The organism is Prevotella sp. P2-180 (assembly GCF_002251435.1).
In the GTDB taxonomy this organism is placed as follows: domain Bacteria; phylum Bacteroidota; class Bacteroidia; order Bacteroidales; family Bacteroidaceae; genus Prevotella.
The window spans coordinates 147,853-165,072 of sequence record NZ_NPJI01000110.1 but is presented as its reverse complement, the minus strand read 5'-3'; the positions used below and the strand labels follow the sequence as shown (position 1 = coordinate 165,072).

Sequence of the window (17,220 nt, the reverse complement as noted above, 5' to 3'; positions counted from 1 at the left end):
TTATGGAAGAAAAAAAACATTACGTTGGCTTAACCGATGCCCAAGTGCTCGAAAGCCGTAGAAAGCATGGTGTCAACATTCTGACACCGCCAGAGAAAGAGACTCTTTGGGATACTCTCAAGGAGGCATGTACTCATTGGATTGCCATCTCGATGTTTGTGATGGTAGTATCGTCTGTGATTGCTGCTGGAGTGTTGAGTGGCAGTATGGGTGGCATAATTTGGTCAATGCCAGCCATTATTACTCTTGCCACTTTATTGATTCTGATAGTGGGATTCTTCGGAGGTTTTGGCGACCCCCTCTTCAAAATCCTTATTATGGCTTTTGTCCTGTCTATGGGCATATCTATTTATGAATATGCTTGGGTGGGTATCGGATTCAAGACATTCTTTGAGCCAATCGGAATCATTGTGGCGTTGATATTGGCAACAAGCATCGCGTTCTTCCTTGAAAGGAAAAACGAGAAGACATTCCAAAGCCTAAATGAAGTTAATGATGACACTCTCGTTAAGGTTATACGTAATGGTAACGTATGCCAAGTGCCTCGCAAGGATGTTGTTGTTGGCGACATCGTGCTTGTTGAGGCTGGAGAGGAGATTCCTGCAGACTGTGAATTGCTTGAGTCACTAAACCTCAATGTGAACGAATCGTCGCTTACAGGTGAGTTGCAGGTTTATAAATCCACAAATCCTGAAGATTTTGATGAGGAGGCAACATATCCTACTAATCAGATAATGAAAGGTACGATTGTTCTTGAAGGATATTGTACTGCTGAGGTGAAGAAGGTTGGAGACTCCACTGAATGTGGAAAGGTATTTGAGGCAGCACAGGTGGAAGAAGGTGGTTCTACTCCATTGAGTGAAGAACTGGATGGACTGGCTGACTTGATAACCAAGTTAAGTTATGTATTTGCAGCACTTATCGTTGTAGGACGTATAGGTATTTATTTCTACATGGGTGATGCCAATTTCTCATCGGGAGATGGTTGGATTAGCTTCATTACATACGTTCTCAATACAATAATGATTGCTGTTACACTTATCGTGGTTGCTGTGCCAGAAGGATTGCCGATGTCCGTTACTTTAAGTTTGGCATTCAGTATGCGTAAACTGATGAAAGAGAATACATTACCACGTACAATGCATTCTTGCGAGACAATGGGTGCTACTTCTGTGATTTGTACAGATAAGACAGGTACTTTGACGCAGAACAAAATGCAGGTAGCTGAGTGTGACCTTAATGATGTGTCAGATGAACTGGTGGCAGAGATGGTTGCACTCAATACGACAGCAAACCTTGACTTTACTGACAGGAAGAATATCAAGACAGTTGGTAATCCTACGGAATGTGCACTTCTCTTATGGCTTAATGGCAAGGGTATTGATTATGCTTACATACGTGAAAGCGTCAAGGTCATCGACCGTCTGCCATTCTCAACAGAGAACAAGTATATGGCTACTGTTGTCAATTCTGCTGTATTAAACAAGAAGGTTGTGTTTGTCAAGGGTGCTCCTGAGATATTGTTATCCTTATCAAATGTGAAGGATGAACAGAAGAAAAAGTATAACGACGAGTTGCTTGTATACCAGAATAAGGCAATGCGCACGCTTGGATTGGCATACGCGGAAGTAATTGGTGATGAGGAAATCATTAAGGATGGAAAGTTGAATATTGCAAACCTGTCATTCGTGGGTGTATTCGCAATTTCCGACCCTGTTCGCAAGGAGGTCCCTGCCGCAATAAAGGATTGTATCGATGCCGGTATACAGGTAAAGATCGTAACTGGTGATACGACAGGAACAGCCAAGGAAATAGGTAGGCAAATAGGGCTTTGGAATAACTCAGATACTGATAGGAATATCATAACGGGAAGTGAGTTCGCTGCCATGACAGATGAGGAGATATTGTCTCGTGCAGAAGATATTAAGATACTCTCTCGTGCACGTCCTAATGACAAAGAGCGTTTGGTTAGATTGCTTAAAGCAAAGGGACTCGTTGTTGCCGCTACAGGTGACGGAACTAACGACGCTCCTGCGTTAAATGTAGCAGATGTAGGATTGTCAATGGGTGATGGTACCGCAGTTGCAAAAGAGGCATCTGATATGACAATTCAGGACAACTCGTTCTCGACGATTGCCAATGCTGTTATGTGGGGACGCTCGCTCTATAAGAATATCCAACGCTTCTTGTTGTTCCAGCTTACCGTAAATGTGACTGCATGTTTCCTTGTGCTTGTTGGCGCATTTATGGGAACAGAGTCACCATTGACCGTAACGCAGATGTTGTGGATAAACCTTATCATGGATACATTTGCTGCTATTGCCTTGGCGTCACTGCCTCCATCGAGAAAGGTGATGCAAGACAAGCCAAGAGACAGAAAATCTTCAATTCTTAGCCGTTCGATGCGTATCAATATAGCAGGAGTCGGATTCTTTTTCTTCTTCTTGCTGATTGCGATGCTCTTTATATTTGAGCATGGCGAATATACAAGTATGACAGATTTACTTAATCTGCATATTGGTGAGCGTGACGGATTGAGTACATACGAGTTGACATTGATTTTCACTACATTTGTTATGACTCACTTCTTCTATCTGTTCAACGCTCGTGCATTTGAGACTGGCCGCAGTGCATTACATTTCAAGGGTTGCCAGGGATTGCTCCTTATTGTAGGTGTAGTGTTCTTTGGACAAATTATTATGGTAGAAATTCCAATGCTGCAAGATTTCTTTAATGTCTGCGGATTAAAATGGCAAGATTGGATAATAATCATTATTGGTTCTTCGCTTGTCCTTTGGGTACGAGAGGCATGGCATATTGTCACAAAGAAGTCTTCATGTTCAAATGTGATTTGTAAATAAAAGTATGTGATCATTTTGGGGTGGAGTGTTGATGTATTTTGACACTCCACTCCTGATAAAACTCATAATAATGGCAGGAAGAAAATCAAATACAGGGATTCCCGGCCTTTCATTCTCATGGAAGAGGGCATTGGGAATAACACAAGCGAAACAGCAGATTAGTCAAAAGACAGGAATCCCTACAACGAAGGCAGGAGTGGAGAGAAAGATTGGCAATATGCTATTGAAAGCATTGTTCGGTAGATAAATCTTGTAAGAAAGAAAAAGTTAAAACCATCCCAATCAGTTGTATAAAGTTAAAGATTAAGCATGGCCGAAAACAAGATAAAAATACAAAATGTGCTCAGCAAGCAGTTTGACAAACACTGCTACATCTTCTGGTATGATACTGACGGTACAATGGAAGAATTGGTTACAGGCATGGATATGGTTCAGTGCCGACATAGCCTCGCTCTATGCTACGGAGTGTAACATTCTCAACACGACAATACGGGGGTTACTGATGGTTTACGTTAAATTAGTGTTAAAACTAATTCAAATATATATAACTTCCGTTTATTTTCTTTATCTTTACAATGGTCTTACCGCCACTGCCATCCCCGAGGCCAATGACTAACCTACAGGGGTGTCGGTAGAATATGGTTTATAGTGAAACTTTTAAAATAATAGAAGATATGGATTTGTTTTTAGTTATTGTCGGATTTATTACAGGCTTTGCCACTTATATGTTTATATTCGCAAAGAAGAATTCTGACGATGATAATTCAATATCATCACCAGTATCCAATACTGGACAGAAAGACATTAAGCCTCTTCTCATTAATACACTCAATGAGATGAACTGCGAGCCAGTAGTAGATGAAAAGGAAAATACCCGAGTGGACTTTACGTATCAAGGTCAGAATTTCAGCATCAACATAGATGACAACAGTGAATTCATCACGCTTTGGGATCCTTTCTGGTCAGAAATAGAGCTTGACGATCTTGATGAGGTATCGAGAGTGTCAAAGTCAATAAATTACACCAATCAGGAGGGAATCATAACCATGTGTTATGCCATAAATAACGAAACCAATCGTCTATATACCCACTCTCAGGCTACATTCCTTTTCAATGACTATATTCCAAATTTGAAACACTATCTTACACAATATCTTCAATGGTTCTTCATGGCAAGAAAGTATTTTGAAGACACCAAGATGGAGATTATGAAGAATGAGTTGGAGAGAAAATAAGATAATACGTTTTGAAGAAATAATTGATGTAAGATGAGAAATTTATTGTTAAGTACCGCCATTGGCGACATATCGGGGAAACCATACGAATCAAGGAGAACCAGGACAAAGGATTATGATTCTGTCAATTTGCTCCTGCCTGAAAATACCTATAGTGATGACACTGTTTGTACTTTTGCTTGTGCAGATGCCTTGTTGAATCACAAGGATATGGCACAGACTCTAAAGGAAAGGTGCATGGCAGACAGGCATCGAGGTTATGGCGGTCGTTTCAGACAATGGTTGGATGCTGAAGGCATACCTCCATCATATCGTTCATACGGAAACGGCAGTGCAATGAGAGTGTCGGCAGCAGGCTTTTGGGCAAAGTCAAAAGACGAATGCATACGTTTGGCTACAGAGACAGCCATGCCCACGCATGACCATCCCGAAGGCATTAAAGGTGCTGTCGCTACATCATTGGCTATTCATTATTGTATGAATGGTCATGACAAGTCGTATATTAAGGAAAAAGTTCTTGATGAGTATTATCCCGATTGGAGCGACAAGACATATTCAGAGATAAAACCAGGCTATTATTTTGACTCATCCTGCCAAGGCAGTGTACCTGCAGCGCTTCTCAGTTTCCTCGAATCAAAGGAGTGATTACAGGGGATATTGTGGATTCCACTTCCATCCCTATAGAAAAGAGGGCTGGCTTGCTTGAATGTATGTCGTCGGTGCTTGATGACATTAAGCAGTCGTATTCTGTAAGTTATGATTATTTCAGAGGTGACAGCATACAAATAGTCGTTGACAATCCGTCGGATTCTTTAGTCGTGTCTATTTTATTTCGGGTTGGCTTAAGGGGCAAGACAGAAAAGATACTTTCTGTTATGTGCGATGTAAGGCTTTCTGTTGGTATTGGTATGACTGAGTTCCTTGATGGTAATGTCAATGTATCGGATGGAGAGGCTTTCCGATTGTCTGGAAGGGCGCTTGACCAAATGGGAAAGTCAACATTTTGCCTTTCTACACCTTGGGAGGAGATTAATGAAGAGTTTGGTGTGAGCCTGCCATTTGTTGATGATATCGTCAGCGGTTTGACAACAGGACAAGCCTCTGCTTTGTACTATTCTCTCTTGAAAAACTTGACAAAGAAGGAAATAGCGTCTGTAATGGGACAGACGAGCCAGAATGTAAGCAGGTTCTGATACTTGCAAAGGAAAAGCAGATACGGAATCTAATAAACAGGTTCAGAACAGTAATAACATCAAGCGGGACAGGGGACAGGTCAGTATCCTGCCCTTTCGGATGTAATACTGTATTTAATTTCGGATTTCGACAAATCAATTTATACATTTTAAACAACTTTGTTTTAAACAACCTTGTTTAATTTGATAAAAAAGCGTATCTTTGCAGCCAAAAAATGGCATTATGACAAATAGAAGGAATGATGAAGCTCCATTTGTCTTTGGAGTTAGAGTGGAAGGCGAAACATTTACCGACCGTAGAGACGAAACAGAAAGATTGAAGATGAATTTTAAATATGGCGTGAATACTATTCTTATTTCTCCACGCCGTATGGGAAAAACATCTTTGGTGGATAAAGTATGCTCATTGACAGACGGTTCTGAAGTCAGAATTGCACGCATTGATGCCTTTAGTTGCCGTTCTGAGTATGATTTCATCAACTCATTTGCCACAGCAGTTGTAAGGGCTACATCTAACCGCTGGGAGGAGTGGATTGAGAATGCCAAGGTCTTTCTAAGCCGATTTGTACCTAAGATTAGCTTTGGCCAAGACCCATTAAATGATTTTTCGGTAACACTGGAATATAATGCATCAAACACCACGACAGAAGATGTTTTGGCATTGCCTGAGAAAATCGCAGAGGAAAAAGGATATAGGATAGTCGTGTGTATCGACGAGTTTCAGCAGATAGGCAACTTTCAGGACTCCTTGACATTCCAAAAGAAGCTCCGAAGTGTATGGCAACTGCAAAAACGAGTGTCCTATTGTCTTTACGGAAGCAAGAAACACATTATGGAAACAATGTTCCAGAATCACAGCTACCCATTCTACCGCTTTGGTGATATAATTTACCTGCAGAAAATCTCCGAAGAGGATTGGGTGAAGTTTATATGCGCAAGATTTGAGGCTACGGGCAAGCATATCTCGGAAAGCATTGCCAAGGAGATTTGCAAACTCACCGACAGATACTCTTCATACGTTCAGCAGTTGGCGTGGTTTGTATGGCTGAAAACTCAAGACACGGCAACCGAAGAAGACTTAAGATATGCAGTAAATAAACTGCTTGATTCATGCGAGCCATTGTTTATACAGCAAACAGAAGATTTGTCGTCATATCAAATGAATTTCCTTAGGGCGATAATTGAGGGCGTCAACACGGGCTTTACCCAATCAGCAGTCCTCAGCAAATACCATCTTGGCACTGCGGCAAATATTACAAGATTAAAAAAGTCCCTAACCGAAAAAGACCTAATCATGACGGTGGCCGCCAAGAGAATAGAGATGTGCGACCCCATCCTGTCGCTATGGCTAAGAGAAAGAGTCTTTTCCCCAAATTAGATTCCCTTTACACAGGGGCACGACTTTTTTTATTATACATAGAGTCACAGAGACACAGGGATTTTATTTCTCCCTGTACCGTTAGACCCTCGCCTCAAAAAGTTTGACACCGAAAAGAAATATTCTTACGAAACTTGCTAATGGGTGAACAGAATGAGTTGAAGAGCGATAGTACCCAAGAAATGATATGACCTGTCCCCTGTCCCGATGTCCCCTGTCCCGACCGCTCTGTCCCGGGTTTGTTAATAATCGGGGAATTATCTCAAAATGTTTGGAAAATCCTTGCAGAAATGAAACTATTGATGTATCTTTGCCGACAAATAAAAATCTCATGGTTATGAAGTACCCTATAGGAATACAGTCGTTCGACCAAATTATCGAGGACGGATATGTGTATGTTGACAAGACGGACTTGGTGTATAAGCTCGTTAAAGAAGGAAAGATTTACTTCCTGAGCCGTCCAAGGAGGTTCGGGAAGAGCTTGCTCATATCTACTCTGAAATCGTATTTCCAGGGAAAGAAAGACCTGTTCAAAGGACTTGCCATAGACAAGCTTGAGACGGAATGGGCGGAATATCCTGTGTTTCATATCTCGTTCGGTGCTTCCAATTTCACCAAGCATGGGACTCTCGATGAATTATTATGCAAGTATATGTCTGACTTTGAGAAGGAATATCAAATAGACACAGGACTTCAGGATTATGGTCTTAGGTTTAGGAATATTCTCAAGGAAGCCCGTAAAAAAACGGGACGAAGGGCTGTTGTGCTTGTCGATGAATATGACAAACCGATGCTCGACGTTCTCGAACTCGACTATTACGTCACCGACAGCGAGGGCAACAGGATAAAACTTGAAGACTACAACCGCAACTTACTGAGGGGATTCTACGGGGTCTTCAAGGATGCCGACGAGGACCTGCAGTTCGTATTGCTCACCGGCGTGACGAAATTCTCGCAGGTAAGCGTGTTCAGCGGTTTCAACCAGCCCGACGACATCAGCATGAGCGGTAAATATGAAGCCCTGTGCGGCATCACCAAAGATGAGCTTCTCTCTGTGTTCGATGAACCTATTCACGAGCTCGCAGCAAAACTAAGACGAAGTTACGAAGACACAGTGGAACTGCTGAAAAAGAAATACGACGGTTACCACTTCGGCGATGAAATGATAGAAATCTTCAACCCCTTCAGCATCCTCAACTGCTTCAACAAGCTCCAACTACGTAACTTCTGGTTTGCTTCCGGCACTCCTTCCTATCTCGTCCGACTGCTCGCCCACTGCAATGAGAACATCAACGAACTGGTAGGCAAATACTACGACGCGTCACAGTTTATCGACTACAAGGCCGACGTGGAGCAGCCGCTGCCGATGATATATCAGAGCGGTTATCTGACTATAAAAGATTTCAACGAAAGGCTTTATACCTATAAGCTCGATTTCCCAAACGAAGAGGTGCGCAATGGTTTTATCGATGCTGTAGCGTCGGGATATTTCAAAGGAAGCCAATCCCCCACGGCATGGATCATCGATGTTACCACATCGTTGGAAAAAGGCGACACCGCCAAGTTTGAAAAACTGATGACATCCCTTCTATCATCTATCTCTTATCGCTTCCAGCGCAAGCAGGACCAGATAGAGTGCGAGCGATATTTCCAATATACGTTCTATCTCATCGTGAAGATGCTCGGCTTCTACAATGCCGTGGCAGAGAAGGAAACAAGCGAGGGACGCATCGACTGTGTTGTCGAATGCCCAGACCATGTCTATATCATTGAGTTCAAGCTCAACGGTTCAGCAGAGGCTGCTCTCAACCAAATAGACGAAAAAGGCTACGCCAAACCCTACGCCGCCGACAGCCGCAAGGTGATAGCTCTCGGCATCAACTTCTCGTCGGAGAAAGGCACGATAGACGGATTTAAGACCAAAGAGATTCAATGAGCGTACGAATAATCAGAAAAATAAAAAGTTGCAAAACGTCTGTCACTGTCACCTTATTTTGTTAAATACCTGTTTATAAGCGCGTTGACTTTCCGTCGTGGTGACAGAGACTTTGAAAAAGGGGTTTAGACCGCATCATCATAGGGCTTTTTGATTACGATGATTGTAATTTTTCTGCCATTTTTCTTGCATTTCCGCTGTTTTTGTTGTATATTTGCAGGAAAAAACTCTATAATCTATGGTAAATAAAGAATTGATTAAGAACCTGGGGACAAACATCACGATGTGCTTCCTCGAAGGATGCCCAAGGGCAGACAAATGTGTGAAACACTTGGCGTATGAGATGATGGGCGACCAAAAGGAATGCGGAAACACTGTGATGCCTTCGTCGCTGAAGGAGAACGGCGAATGTGACATGTTTTCCGAGGCTGTGATAAAGCGGTACGCAAAGGGTGCGACACACATCTACGACGAGATCAAGGTGAAACACTACGGGACAATAAAAGGTGCCGTGAAGGGAATACTCGGAGGGCGAAGCAGCTACTACCGCAGCATAAACGGTGAAAGGCTCATCTCGGAGGAACAGCAAAAACGCATTGCCGCCGTGTTCAGAAAGTATGGCTATGACACTGACAATCTTTTCGACGAATACGTACTTAGTTATTAATCCGTAAGGAACGCTGTTGGGACGGTCATTCCATAACTGGTGAGACGACCGTTCCATAACTGTGGAACACTCGTCACCACAACTATGGAACGAGCGTCCCACAAGCTATGGAACAGTCGTGATACAAGACTGTGGTACAGTCGTACCAGTAGTTAGGGAGTTTTCAAACAAATGTAGTTTACAAGTCTTATGAATATACAGAACAACCGACTGACAATGGTCAGGATAGACAAGAAGCAACAACGGAGGGTGTCGCCCATTACGTTGCGCAAACTGATGGACAGGCTGAAGGCTAATGTTGACAGCAACGAGATTGCCGCGCTTCGCCATAAAGTGAAAAGCAACGGCCGCTATATGCTCGACAAGCACGAACTGCTACATCGCGTTTATGCGTCGGCATGGCTGAAAAAGTCGGACAACGGAGCACTCGTGGTTGCCAACTATACCGACATGTTACTACTTTCGGCAGGACCAATAATTGAGGAGGAACGTCTTGGACAACTGAAGCAGGTGGCGAGGATTTTGCCTTCGACGATGGCAGCCTTCGTAGGGTCGAGCGGACGGACGCTGAAGATAATCGTACAGGTGACACTGCCCGAAGAGTCACGCCTTGGCAACGAGACGGAGATGGACCTGTTCTTTCGCAAGGCTTACCATGCGGCTTCCGCCATATATTCGTCGTTGCTCAATGTGGCGGTGGTTCCTTCGGGCATCAACGACGGGTCGTCGCCGGTGATGGCAAGCTGCCGCATCAGCGCCGACGAGTCGCCGCTGCTGATTGAAAAGCCAACACCGCTGAATGTGGATGGCGTGGAACTGGCACCAATGCCGCAGACAGAAACGGCACTAAGTATCGACGACAACGATGTCAGCGCACTGATTTCTTTCCTTGCAAAGAAATACGATTTCCGCTACAACACCGTGAGAGGGGCTACTGAATATCTCGAGAAAGAGAAGCCATATTGGGGATGGAGACCTATAGACTTGCGCTTTGTCAACGGACTGTCGTTGGACGCTCGCGAGGCTGACATCGAAGCCCGACCGAAGGACGTGATGACTTACCTAAACTCGTCGCGCATAAGAGCTGTTGACCCAGTGGACGAATACATCTTCAACATGTCGTACAAATGGGACGGCCACGACCACATCGGCGACCTTGCCGACAGGGTCAAGACCGACCTGAAGCAGTGGAAAAAGTGGTTCAGGATGTGGTTCTACGGCATGGTGGCGCAGTGGATGGGCTACAACCACAAGTATGGCAACAGCATCGTCCCGCTTCTTGTTGCTCCGCAAAGCTACCACAAATCCACATTCTGCCGACAACTCCTGCCGCCAGAGTTACGTTGGGGCTATCTCGACAACCTGAAGTTCGACAACCAGAAGCTGGTGATGCAGTCGATGGTGGACTTCCTTCTGATAAACATAGACGAATTCAACAGCATATCGAAGAAGACGCAGGAGGGATTTCTGAAAAACACCATTCAACTTGCCAGCATTTCGCTCAAGCGACCTTATTCGCGCCGTGTGGAATCAGAGCGCAGGCGTGCCTCGTTCATAGCGACGTCGAACATGACCGATGTGCTCAGCGACCCTTCAGGCTCACGCCGTTTCTTCGTGGTAAACGTCACAAGTCCCATCGACACCGACAAGCCCATCAACTACGAGCAACTCTATGCCCAAGCAGTAGCTGCAGTGAGAAACAATGAGCGCAGATGGTTCAACGACGCTGACATTGAGCAGGTGATGGCACACAACCGAAAGTATGCCCTACTAAGCAGTGCCGACATGTATTTCAACGACTATTTCGACACAACATCGCCCGACGACCCCGACGCAATGAAGCTCACAGCATCGGAAATATACGACTACATACGCAAGCGAGCCGGAGCCACGGCAGTGACTGAGAGCATAACCACCTTCGGCCGTTATCTCTCCAATGTACCTGATATTCAGAAAGTTCACGTCAAGTCGGGCACCGCCTACTATGTGAAATTCCGCAAAAAAGAAGGGTGACAGACAAAATCGTCTGTCACCCTTCTGTCACCATACTAAATACCTATATATCAGATAATTATAATAATATGGTGACAGATGATAGATAAAAATAAAAATTATTTCGTAGACAGCTTTATCTTTGCCGTCTTGAAGCCTGAAGCGGAAACGGTGACTGTGACAGGAGAAGGTGTCTGGCCTGAACGTATTATGGCGAGACACGAGCCGTTGAAGAGCTTCTGATGGTCAGTGACACTGAGTTCGTCGGTCTTGATATTACCATTGCTCATGGCAACGATGCTTGCCTCTCCATCCACCTTCACTGAGACATCAGCCACAGCATTGCTCACTCGTCTGCCCTTGCTGTCCACGGCAGTCACACGTATGTGCTGCAGGTCCATGCCGTCGGCAAGCCAATTGTCGTTGTCGGCAGCCAACTTCAAAGCCACAGCCTTGCCAGTGGTCTCAATCTTGTGGCGGGCCACTATCTTACCGTTGGTGCGTGCAATGGCTTCGCAGTTACCGTTCTGATACACCACATTTTCCCATCGTATCTGGTTGCGCATCTTGGCGTTGCCCTTGTCGTTCTTCTTAGTGCCGTAGCTCTTCCCATTCACCAGCAGTTCCACCTCGTCGGCATTGGTATATGTGGTGAGCGAGAGTTTTGTTCCGGGAGTGCGGTTCCAGTGGTCGCTCTGTCCGTCGTTGCCAGTCTGCACACCGTTCCACATGACGCTTTCTGTCGACTCGGTAACTGCAATATGCACCACAGGCTCCTCGGGCTTGAAGAACGAGCGCATGTAATAAGCCTTAGGCTTTGGTTCGAGGGCAATATCAAACACGCCCTGAGCCCATCCCTTGGCCGGCCATCCCTGGCTTTCTCCGAGATAGTCGATGGCTCCCCAGTATGCCAGTCCTATCACCTTGTCGAGTTCCATTCCAAAGAAGTTTTCTCCCATGGCAGCCACAGAGGCCTCGCTTTGGTAGAAGTTCATCCACGGGAATCGCTTGCCGTCGCCGGGGAAATACATATACCTATAATTATACGCCTGAATATCAGTCACCTTGGCAAGGTCGCAAGGCAGGGAGTCGGTCTCCCAGTTGCGGTAGCGGGGATGCATGGCCACAGTCACCTTACGTGTGGTGTCGTATCTCTGTATGAGGGTCTTCATAAGTTTGTATTGCGTCACACCCCAGTCGTTGAACGGAGTGTCGTTATATGACTGCAGCTCGTTGCCCATCGACCACAGCACCACGCATGGATGGCATCTGTCGCGCTTTATGAACTCTGCCACATGGTCCATCCACAGGTTGGCGAAATGTGCTCTTCCGCCGCCCACATATTGGTCGTTCCATTTGTCGTATAGCTCATCCACAACGAGTATGCCATTTTCGTCGCATAGGTCGAGAAACGATTCAGAGTATGGATTGTGCGAGGTGCGTATGTGGTTCATGCCGAAGTCTTTCATCAGCTTTATGCGTTTCTCCATGGCACGAGGATAGGCGGCAGCTCCGAGAGCACCGAGTGTATGGTGGTTGGCATAGCCTTTGAGCAGCACTTTCTTCCCGTTGAGGAGCAATCCCTTGCCAGGTAGCAGAGCCACGTCGCGTATTCCAAACCGCTTTGTTATCTCGTCGCTCACTGTGCCGTCTTCGCGTATGAGCCTGACAGTGGCAGTATAGAGGTTAGGATTCTCGCAGTCCCACAGTTGCGGGTCAACTATTTCAACTGCTGGCAGAGCAAATTCCTGTCCGAATTTGTAGTTTCGTACTCGTTTCAGTTCGTGTTTGCGGTCGCTCACCACAGTACCGTCTGGCGATGTTATTGTCACCTGCATGGTTATGGTGTTCTGCTTTGTTTTGCACTGCACGTCAACAGTCATGTCCACATATTTGTTTTCCCGAGTGGAGATATTGAGCGGATGGCGGTTGAAGTATAGTTGCGGGTCGGTATACACGATGTTGACATCACGAAACAGTCCGCCTCCTGTATACCAGCGCGAGTCTCTTGGGTTTGCGGTGTTGGAATACACGGCAATCGTGTTTTCCTCTCCATAGCGCAGTTTGTCGGTAATGTCGATTTCAAAGCCCACATATCCGTAGTCTGTGCCTCCAATTTTCTTTCCGTTGAGATATACGTCGCCAAGATACATAATACCCTGGAAGTCAATCACCACCCGCTTTCCCTTATCTTCTTTTGACGGGGTGAAAGCCTTTACGTACCATCCCGAGCCCATTTCCTTGAATCCTCTTGCCGATAGGCGGCTTTTGATGTTCGCCCCGGCGTCGCTGGTATTAGCTTTCTCGTCGGCAGCCGGAGCCACCCATGGTTGTTCTATCTGGAAGTCATGAGGCAAGTTCACCTCTTTCCATCCCTCAGCCTTAGCCTTTTCGGTTGTAATGGCCGAAGACGATTCACCCTGTCGGAAAAGCCATCCGCGGTTGATGTTTGTCACTTTTCTGTCAGACTGTGCATACACAGGCGATTGCAGGAGCGTAACAGCGATTGCTATTGATAATAAAGTCCTTTTCTTTACCATTGTTATAATAAGTTGTATTTTAAATGATAATGCAAAATTACTCCATTATTTTAAATCGGGACTTGCATATTTGACAAAAATGCTTAATGTTTTGTCCCTATGGCCCTATGGTCCGCTGGCCCGCCATGACTCGCTGACCCTATTTCCTATATTTCTCCGCCTGACTGTTTATCAAGTCGATGTCGTCGAAATAGTTTATCTGCATCGCTTTGCGCACTTCATCCATCGTTTGAGCTGCGGTTTCGCGGGCACGTTCTGTTCCCTTTTTCAAGATGTTATAAATTTCGGGTATGTCCTGCTCAAACTCATGTCTGCGCTGTCGCATTGGTTCAAGGAACTTGTTCAGCACCTCGTTGAGGAATTTCTTGCAAGTGCCGTCGCCAATACCTCCACGAACGTAATGTTCCTTCAACTCCTCCAAGTTCTTATATTCAGGCCAGAAGGCTGCGAAATCCTCGTCGGTGCTGAATGCTTCGAGATAGGTGAACACAGCATTGCCCTCAAGGTTACCCGGTTCGTCCATCGACATTCTTGGGGCTCCGTTCGACATCTTCTTCACCTTCTTCCACACTTCCTTCTCCGAGTCGGAGAGATAGATACAGTTGCCAAGGCTCTTGCTCATTTTCTCCTTTCCGTCGGTGCCGGGAAGTCGGCGTGCCGTTGCGTTTTCGGGCAGCATTATCTCCGGTTCCACAAGCACGGGAGCATAGGTTTGGTTGAAGCGGCGCACTAATTCCCTTGTCACTTCAAGCATCGGTTCCTGGTCTTCGCCGGCAGGCACTGTGGTTGCCTTGAAGAGAGTGATGTCGGCAGCCTGACTCACTGGATAGCAGAAGAAGCCAAGAGGAATGTTTGCCTCGAAATTACGCATCTTTATCTCGGTCTTCACTGTAGGGTTACGCTGTACGCGGCTCACGGTGATGAGGTTCATCAGGTATGTTGTAAGCTCTGCCAACTCTGGTATTTGGCTTTGTATAAACAGCACGCACTTTTCGGGGTCAAGTCCGGCAGCAAGATAGTCGAGAGCCACCTCAATGATGTTCTGTCTGATTTTCTCAGGATTGTCGGCATTGTCGGTCAATGCCTGTACGTCAGCCATAAAGACAAACATCTTGCTGAAGTCTCCAGCGTTCTGCAATTCCACTCTCCGGCGCAGAGAGCCAATATAGTGTCCCAAATGCAGTTTACCTGTCGGACGGTCGCCTGTTAGGATTATTTTTTCCATATCTTTTTCTTCTTTTGTTTCCTTTTGCGGTGCAAAGGTAGTGTAAAAAATCGATTAAGCGAAGGAAAAGAGTAATTATTTTCTTTTCTGCACATGAGATTATTATTCAAATTAGACACAATGCAAAATATATCTCCAATATTTTTGAAAAACATGTTCTTTTCCGCTATTAATTTGGAAGTATGGATTATTATTCATATTTGCTGATGATGCTGGTATTGACAGCTACATTGGGATGGGTACAGCCCAACGGAACGGGCTCTTATTACCAAAGTGCAGACGGACACAAGGGAAAGAGCCTTAAGACCGCACTTTACGAAATCATCAAGTCGCCAAGCGTAAAAAGCTACAGCGAACTGTTTGAGTGCTACAAGACTACCGACCTAAGACCCGACGGCAAGATATGGGACATGTACTCAAACTCTACCAACTACGACCCCGACAACGACCATTCGGGCAACTACACGGTTGAAGGAGACATGTTCAACCGCGAACACTCGTTTCCCAAAAACTGGTTTGGCAACATTGCACCCATGAACTCCGACCTCTTCCACGTCATACCCACCGACGGATACGTAAACAACCGGCGCAGCAACTACCCTTTCGGCGAGACCAACGGCAATGCCGAGATAAGGAATAATAAATATACGACCTGAAGCATAAGGTACAACAGCAGCAGTCCCCGCTTTGCCTGCTACACCACAGGTCAGGAACCCGTGTCGCTATACAAGCGCAACGTCTCAAGCTCGATAGACATTGTGGATGCCGACAGATTGTGGAGCAATAAAGCCATATATTCCATCGACGGCCGCCGTGTAGGCACCGTCAGCAACGGAAGCGACCCTACAGAGGGGGCTTCCCTGTGGAGTGTATATAATAGGTGGCAAGAAGCTGATAGTATTCAAAAAGAATTAACAATAAAAAATGCGACCCTATATGTCAGAAAATCCAGAAGGGCGGGAATATGGTTTTGAATTGTCAGCCTTATCAACTGTCACAATAATTTTGTCACCTACTTTGGCAGTGGCAAATTCAGACGTAGGAATTGTAATACTTGGCCAAGTACTGTCAAATGTCTTGCTGCCTTCCCATAAGGTAGTTCTTGTTTGTGCATCAACGCACACTGCGCAGCACAATATTGCGATAAGAGTAAATAATTTTTTCATACTTGTTATTTTTAAGTTATTAATTAGTTAAATAATAATTGCCTATTTGGTAATCTGATGAAAATCAGTTTAAATATTAATAACTTGTTGATATTATTTTAGCCAAAAGTTGTACTTATTTTTGCAATCAACTCTCAAAATAACAAAATATACATATATAAATATCAAAAAGAAACGTGTAAATCATGAAACACGCAAACGTTTACGGCTCTTTTTGCGTAAAAAATGTATTATTGTTGAGGTTTTCGTCGTATCTTTGCACTCGAAAGACAAACTATCCTACATATAAAGCCTCGGGCAATGTCGTGAGATATATAGTCTGGGGACAAATTTGACATTAGTATTAAGTAAAATTGGTTACGTGTGAAGCTGGCCGTTGTAGATAGATTCTACAATTGGCCAGCTTCAACCATTAATACAACGCGCTCAGTAAGTCGGTCGGTGCCTTCAGGATCATAGCCTTTCTTGAGATTTGCTCCGAAACACCATGCAAACGCCTGCCAAAATCCCGCCCTCACCGGACCGAGAATAGCCTTTACGATATCGTATGAAGATGAGTCGCACTCGCGATAGACAAGTTTTATAAGCAACTTGCCTTGCGAATAGGTGAGTTTCTTCATCTTTGGCTTGTAGTCCTTGATGATGCTTTTCTCCACCAGCTTCAGATGTTCGTCGCGCGACTTCTGGTCGGGCAGCGTCTGGACAAACTCGTATGTCTCCACAATAATACCGTTCACCTGCTTTGCTATAGGAAGCACCTTCTTGACATTTTTCACCAACCTCATGTATGCGTCCATCTTTTTCTTGTCGCTAAACGTAAGCTGGGGATAGACATAGACGTTGCTCATCTCCATATAAGGTATGCTGTCGCCCTTGTCTATCACCTTCGACACCTTTACGGTAGGCACAAACGTAGGGTCATCGACTGGCGTGTCGTGTTTCTTTTCCCCGCCGTCGACATTCTGTGCCTTTGCCGCCATGCAGCAAACCGCCAATATGATTATGGTCACGATATTTCTCATTTCGG

At 45.1% G+C, this 17,220-nt stretch carries 15 protein-coding genes; 12 read left to right on the top strand and 3 right to left on the bottom strand.

All coding sequences use genetic code 11. The annotated features are described in order from the left end of the window. The first annotated feature begins 2 nt into the window (after positions 1-2). The 10 genes from CIK98_RS15920 to CIK98_RS15875 all read left to right on the top strand — a co-directional run bounded on the left by CIK98_RS15920 (position 3) and on the right by CIK98_RS15875 (position 11,283). Positions 3-2,861, top strand: a complete 2,859-nt coding sequence (locus tag CIK98_RS15920) for a calcium-translocating P-type ATPase, PMCA-type (protein ID WP_094385978.1) — start codon at positions 3-5, stop codon at positions 2,859-2,861. 70 nt (positions 2,862-2,931) lie between these two features. Next, the gene (locus CIK98_RS18410; RefSeq protein WP_172409996.1) at positions 2,932-3,108 is read left to right on the top strand and encodes a hypothetical protein; all 177 of its coding nucleotides are present in this window, start codon (positions 2,932-2,934) and stop codon (positions 3,106-3,108) included. Between the two features lie 62 nt (positions 3,109-3,170). Beyond that, positions 3,171-3,332 carry a hypothetical protein gene (locus CIK98_RS18405; protein WP_172409995.1) on the top strand — a complete coding sequence of 54 codons (162 nt, stop codon included), beginning with the start codon at positions 3,171-3,173 and terminating at the stop codon, positions 3,330-3,332. 203 nt (positions 3,333-3,535) lie between these two features. Beyond that, the gene (locus CIK98_RS15905) at positions 3,536-4,096 is read left to right on the top strand and encodes a hypothetical protein (protein ID WP_141210572.1); all 561 of its coding nucleotides are present in this window, start codon (positions 3,536-3,538) and stop codon (positions 4,094-4,096) included. Positions 4,097-4,129: 33 nt separating this feature from the next. Continuing rightward, positions 4,130-4,741, top strand: coding sequence for an ADP-ribosylglycohydrolase family protein (locus CIK98_RS15900; RefSeq protein ID WP_094385970.1), 612 nt, complete (start codon positions 4,130-4,132; stop codon positions 4,739-4,741). Continuing rightward, positions 4,738-5,289: a hypothetical protein gene (locus tag CIK98_RS15895; protein ID WP_094385968.1), complete on the top strand. Its 552-nt coding sequence runs from the start codon at positions 4,738-4,740 to the stop codon at positions 5,287-5,289. The genes CIK98_RS15900 and CIK98_RS15895 overlap by 4 nt, the downstream gene beginning before the upstream one ends. A gap of 223 nt (positions 5,290-5,512) precedes the next feature. Next, entirely contained in the window at positions 5,513-6,667 is a 1,155-nt protein-coding gene (locus CIK98_RS15890; RefSeq protein ID WP_094385966.1) for an ATP-binding protein, read from the top strand. A 337-nt stretch (positions 6,668-7,004) separates the two neighbouring features. Continuing rightward, complete coding sequence (locus CIK98_RS15885; protein ID WP_094385964.1) at positions 7,005-8,603, top strand: ATP-binding protein; 1,599 nt, start codon at positions 7,005-7,007, stop codon at positions 8,601-8,603. A gap of 238 nt (positions 8,604-8,841) precedes the next feature. After that, on the top strand, positions 8,842-9,270 hold the full coding sequence (locus tag CIK98_RS15880; protein WP_094385962.1) for a DUF6078 family protein: 429 nt from the start codon (positions 8,842-8,844) through the stop codon (positions 9,268-9,270). Positions 9,271-9,459: 189 nt separating this feature from the next. Then, positions 9,460-11,283 carry a VapE domain-containing protein gene (locus CIK98_RS15875; RefSeq protein ID WP_094385960.1) on the top strand — a complete coding sequence of 608 codons (1,824 nt, stop codon included), beginning with the start codon at positions 9,460-9,462 and terminating at the stop codon, positions 11,281-11,283. A gap of 98 nt (positions 11,284-11,381) precedes the next feature. On the opposite strand, the gene CIK98_RS15870 is transcribed toward CIK98_RS15875, so the two are convergent. Together CIK98_RS15870 and trpS are read right to left on the bottom strand one after the other, a co-directional pair. Further along, positions 11,382-13,802, bottom strand: coding sequence for a glycoside hydrolase family 2 TIM barrel-domain containing protein (locus CIK98_RS15870; RefSeq protein ID WP_094385958.1), 2,421 nt, complete (start codon positions 13,800-13,802; stop codon positions 11,382-11,384). A 139-nt stretch (positions 13,803-13,941) separates the two neighbouring features. Then, on the bottom strand, positions 13,942-15,027 hold the full coding sequence (gene trpS, locus CIK98_RS15865; protein ID WP_094385956.1) for a tryptophan--tRNA ligase: 1,086 nt from the start codon (positions 15,025-15,027) through the stop codon (positions 13,942-13,944). A gap of 182 nt (positions 15,028-15,209) precedes the next feature. Between trpS and CIK98_RS15860 the strand changes: the two genes are divergently transcribed. Then, positions 15,210-15,683, top strand: coding sequence for an endonuclease (locus tag CIK98_RS15860; RefSeq protein ID WP_094385954.1), 474 nt, complete (start codon positions 15,210-15,212; stop codon positions 15,681-15,683). Between the two features lie 60 nt (positions 15,684-15,743). Continuing rightward, positions 15,744-16,001 carry a hypothetical protein gene (locus CIK98_RS15855; protein WP_094385952.1) on the top strand — a complete coding sequence of 86 codons (258 nt, stop codon included), beginning with the start codon at positions 15,744-15,746 and terminating at the stop codon, positions 15,999-16,001. Between the two features lie 581 nt (positions 16,002-16,582). On the opposite strand, the gene CIK98_RS15850 is transcribed toward CIK98_RS15855, so the two are convergent. Next, entirely contained in the window at positions 16,583-17,173 is a 591-nt protein-coding gene (locus CIK98_RS15850) for a DUF4294 domain-containing protein (protein ID WP_253249769.1), read from the bottom strand. Positions 17,174-17,220 lie beyond the last annotated feature (47 nt).

Excerpts from the sequence above, each read along its gene's own strand:
- CIK98_RS15920 (WP_094385978.1), top strand. The coding sequence starts at position 3 with ATGGAAGAAAAAAAACATTACGTTGGCTTAACCGATGCCCAAGTGCTC.
- CIK98_RS18410 (WP_172409996.1), top strand. The coding sequence starts at position 2,932 with ATGGCAGGAAGAAAATCAAATACAGGGATTCCCGGCCTTTCATTCTCA.
- CIK98_RS18405 (WP_172409995.1), top strand. The coding sequence starts at position 3,171 with ATGGCCGAAAACAAGATAAAAATACAAAATGTGCTCAGCAAGCAGTTT.
- CIK98_RS15905 (WP_141210572.1), top strand. The coding sequence starts at position 3,536 with ATGGATTTGTTTTTAGTTATTGTCGGATTTATTACAGGCTTTGCCACT.
- CIK98_RS15900 (WP_094385970.1), top strand. The coding sequence starts at position 4,130 with ATGAGAAATTTATTGTTAAGTACCGCCATTGGCGACATATCGGGGAAA.
- CIK98_RS15890 (WP_094385966.1), top strand. The coding sequence starts at position 5,513 with ATGACAAATAGAAGGAATGATGAAGCTCCATTTGTCTTTGGAGTTAGA.
- CIK98_RS15885 (WP_094385964.1), top strand. The coding sequence starts at position 7,005 with ATGAAGTACCCTATAGGAATACAGTCGTTCGACCAAATTATCGAGGAC.
- CIK98_RS15880 (WP_094385962.1), top strand. The coding sequence starts at position 8,842 with ATGGTAAATAAAGAATTGATTAAGAACCTGGGGACAAACATCACGATG.
- CIK98_RS15875 (WP_094385960.1), top strand. The coding sequence starts at position 9,460 with ATGAATATACAGAACAACCGACTGACAATGGTCAGGATAGACAAGAAG.
- CIK98_RS15870 (WP_094385958.1), bottom strand. The coding sequence starts at position 13,802 with ATGGTAAAGAAAAGGACTTTATTATCAATAGCAATCGCTGTTACGCTC.
- trpS (WP_094385956.1), bottom strand. The coding sequence starts at position 15,027 with ATGGAAAAAATAATCCTAACAGGCGACCGTCCGACAGGTAAACTGCAT.
- CIK98_RS15860 (WP_094385954.1), top strand. The coding sequence starts at position 15,210 with ATGGATTATTATTCATATTTGCTGATGATGCTGGTATTGACAGCTACA.
- CIK98_RS15850 (WP_253249769.1), bottom strand. The coding sequence starts at position 17,173 with ATGGCGGCAAAGGCACAGAATGTCGACGGCGGGGAAAAGAAACACGAC.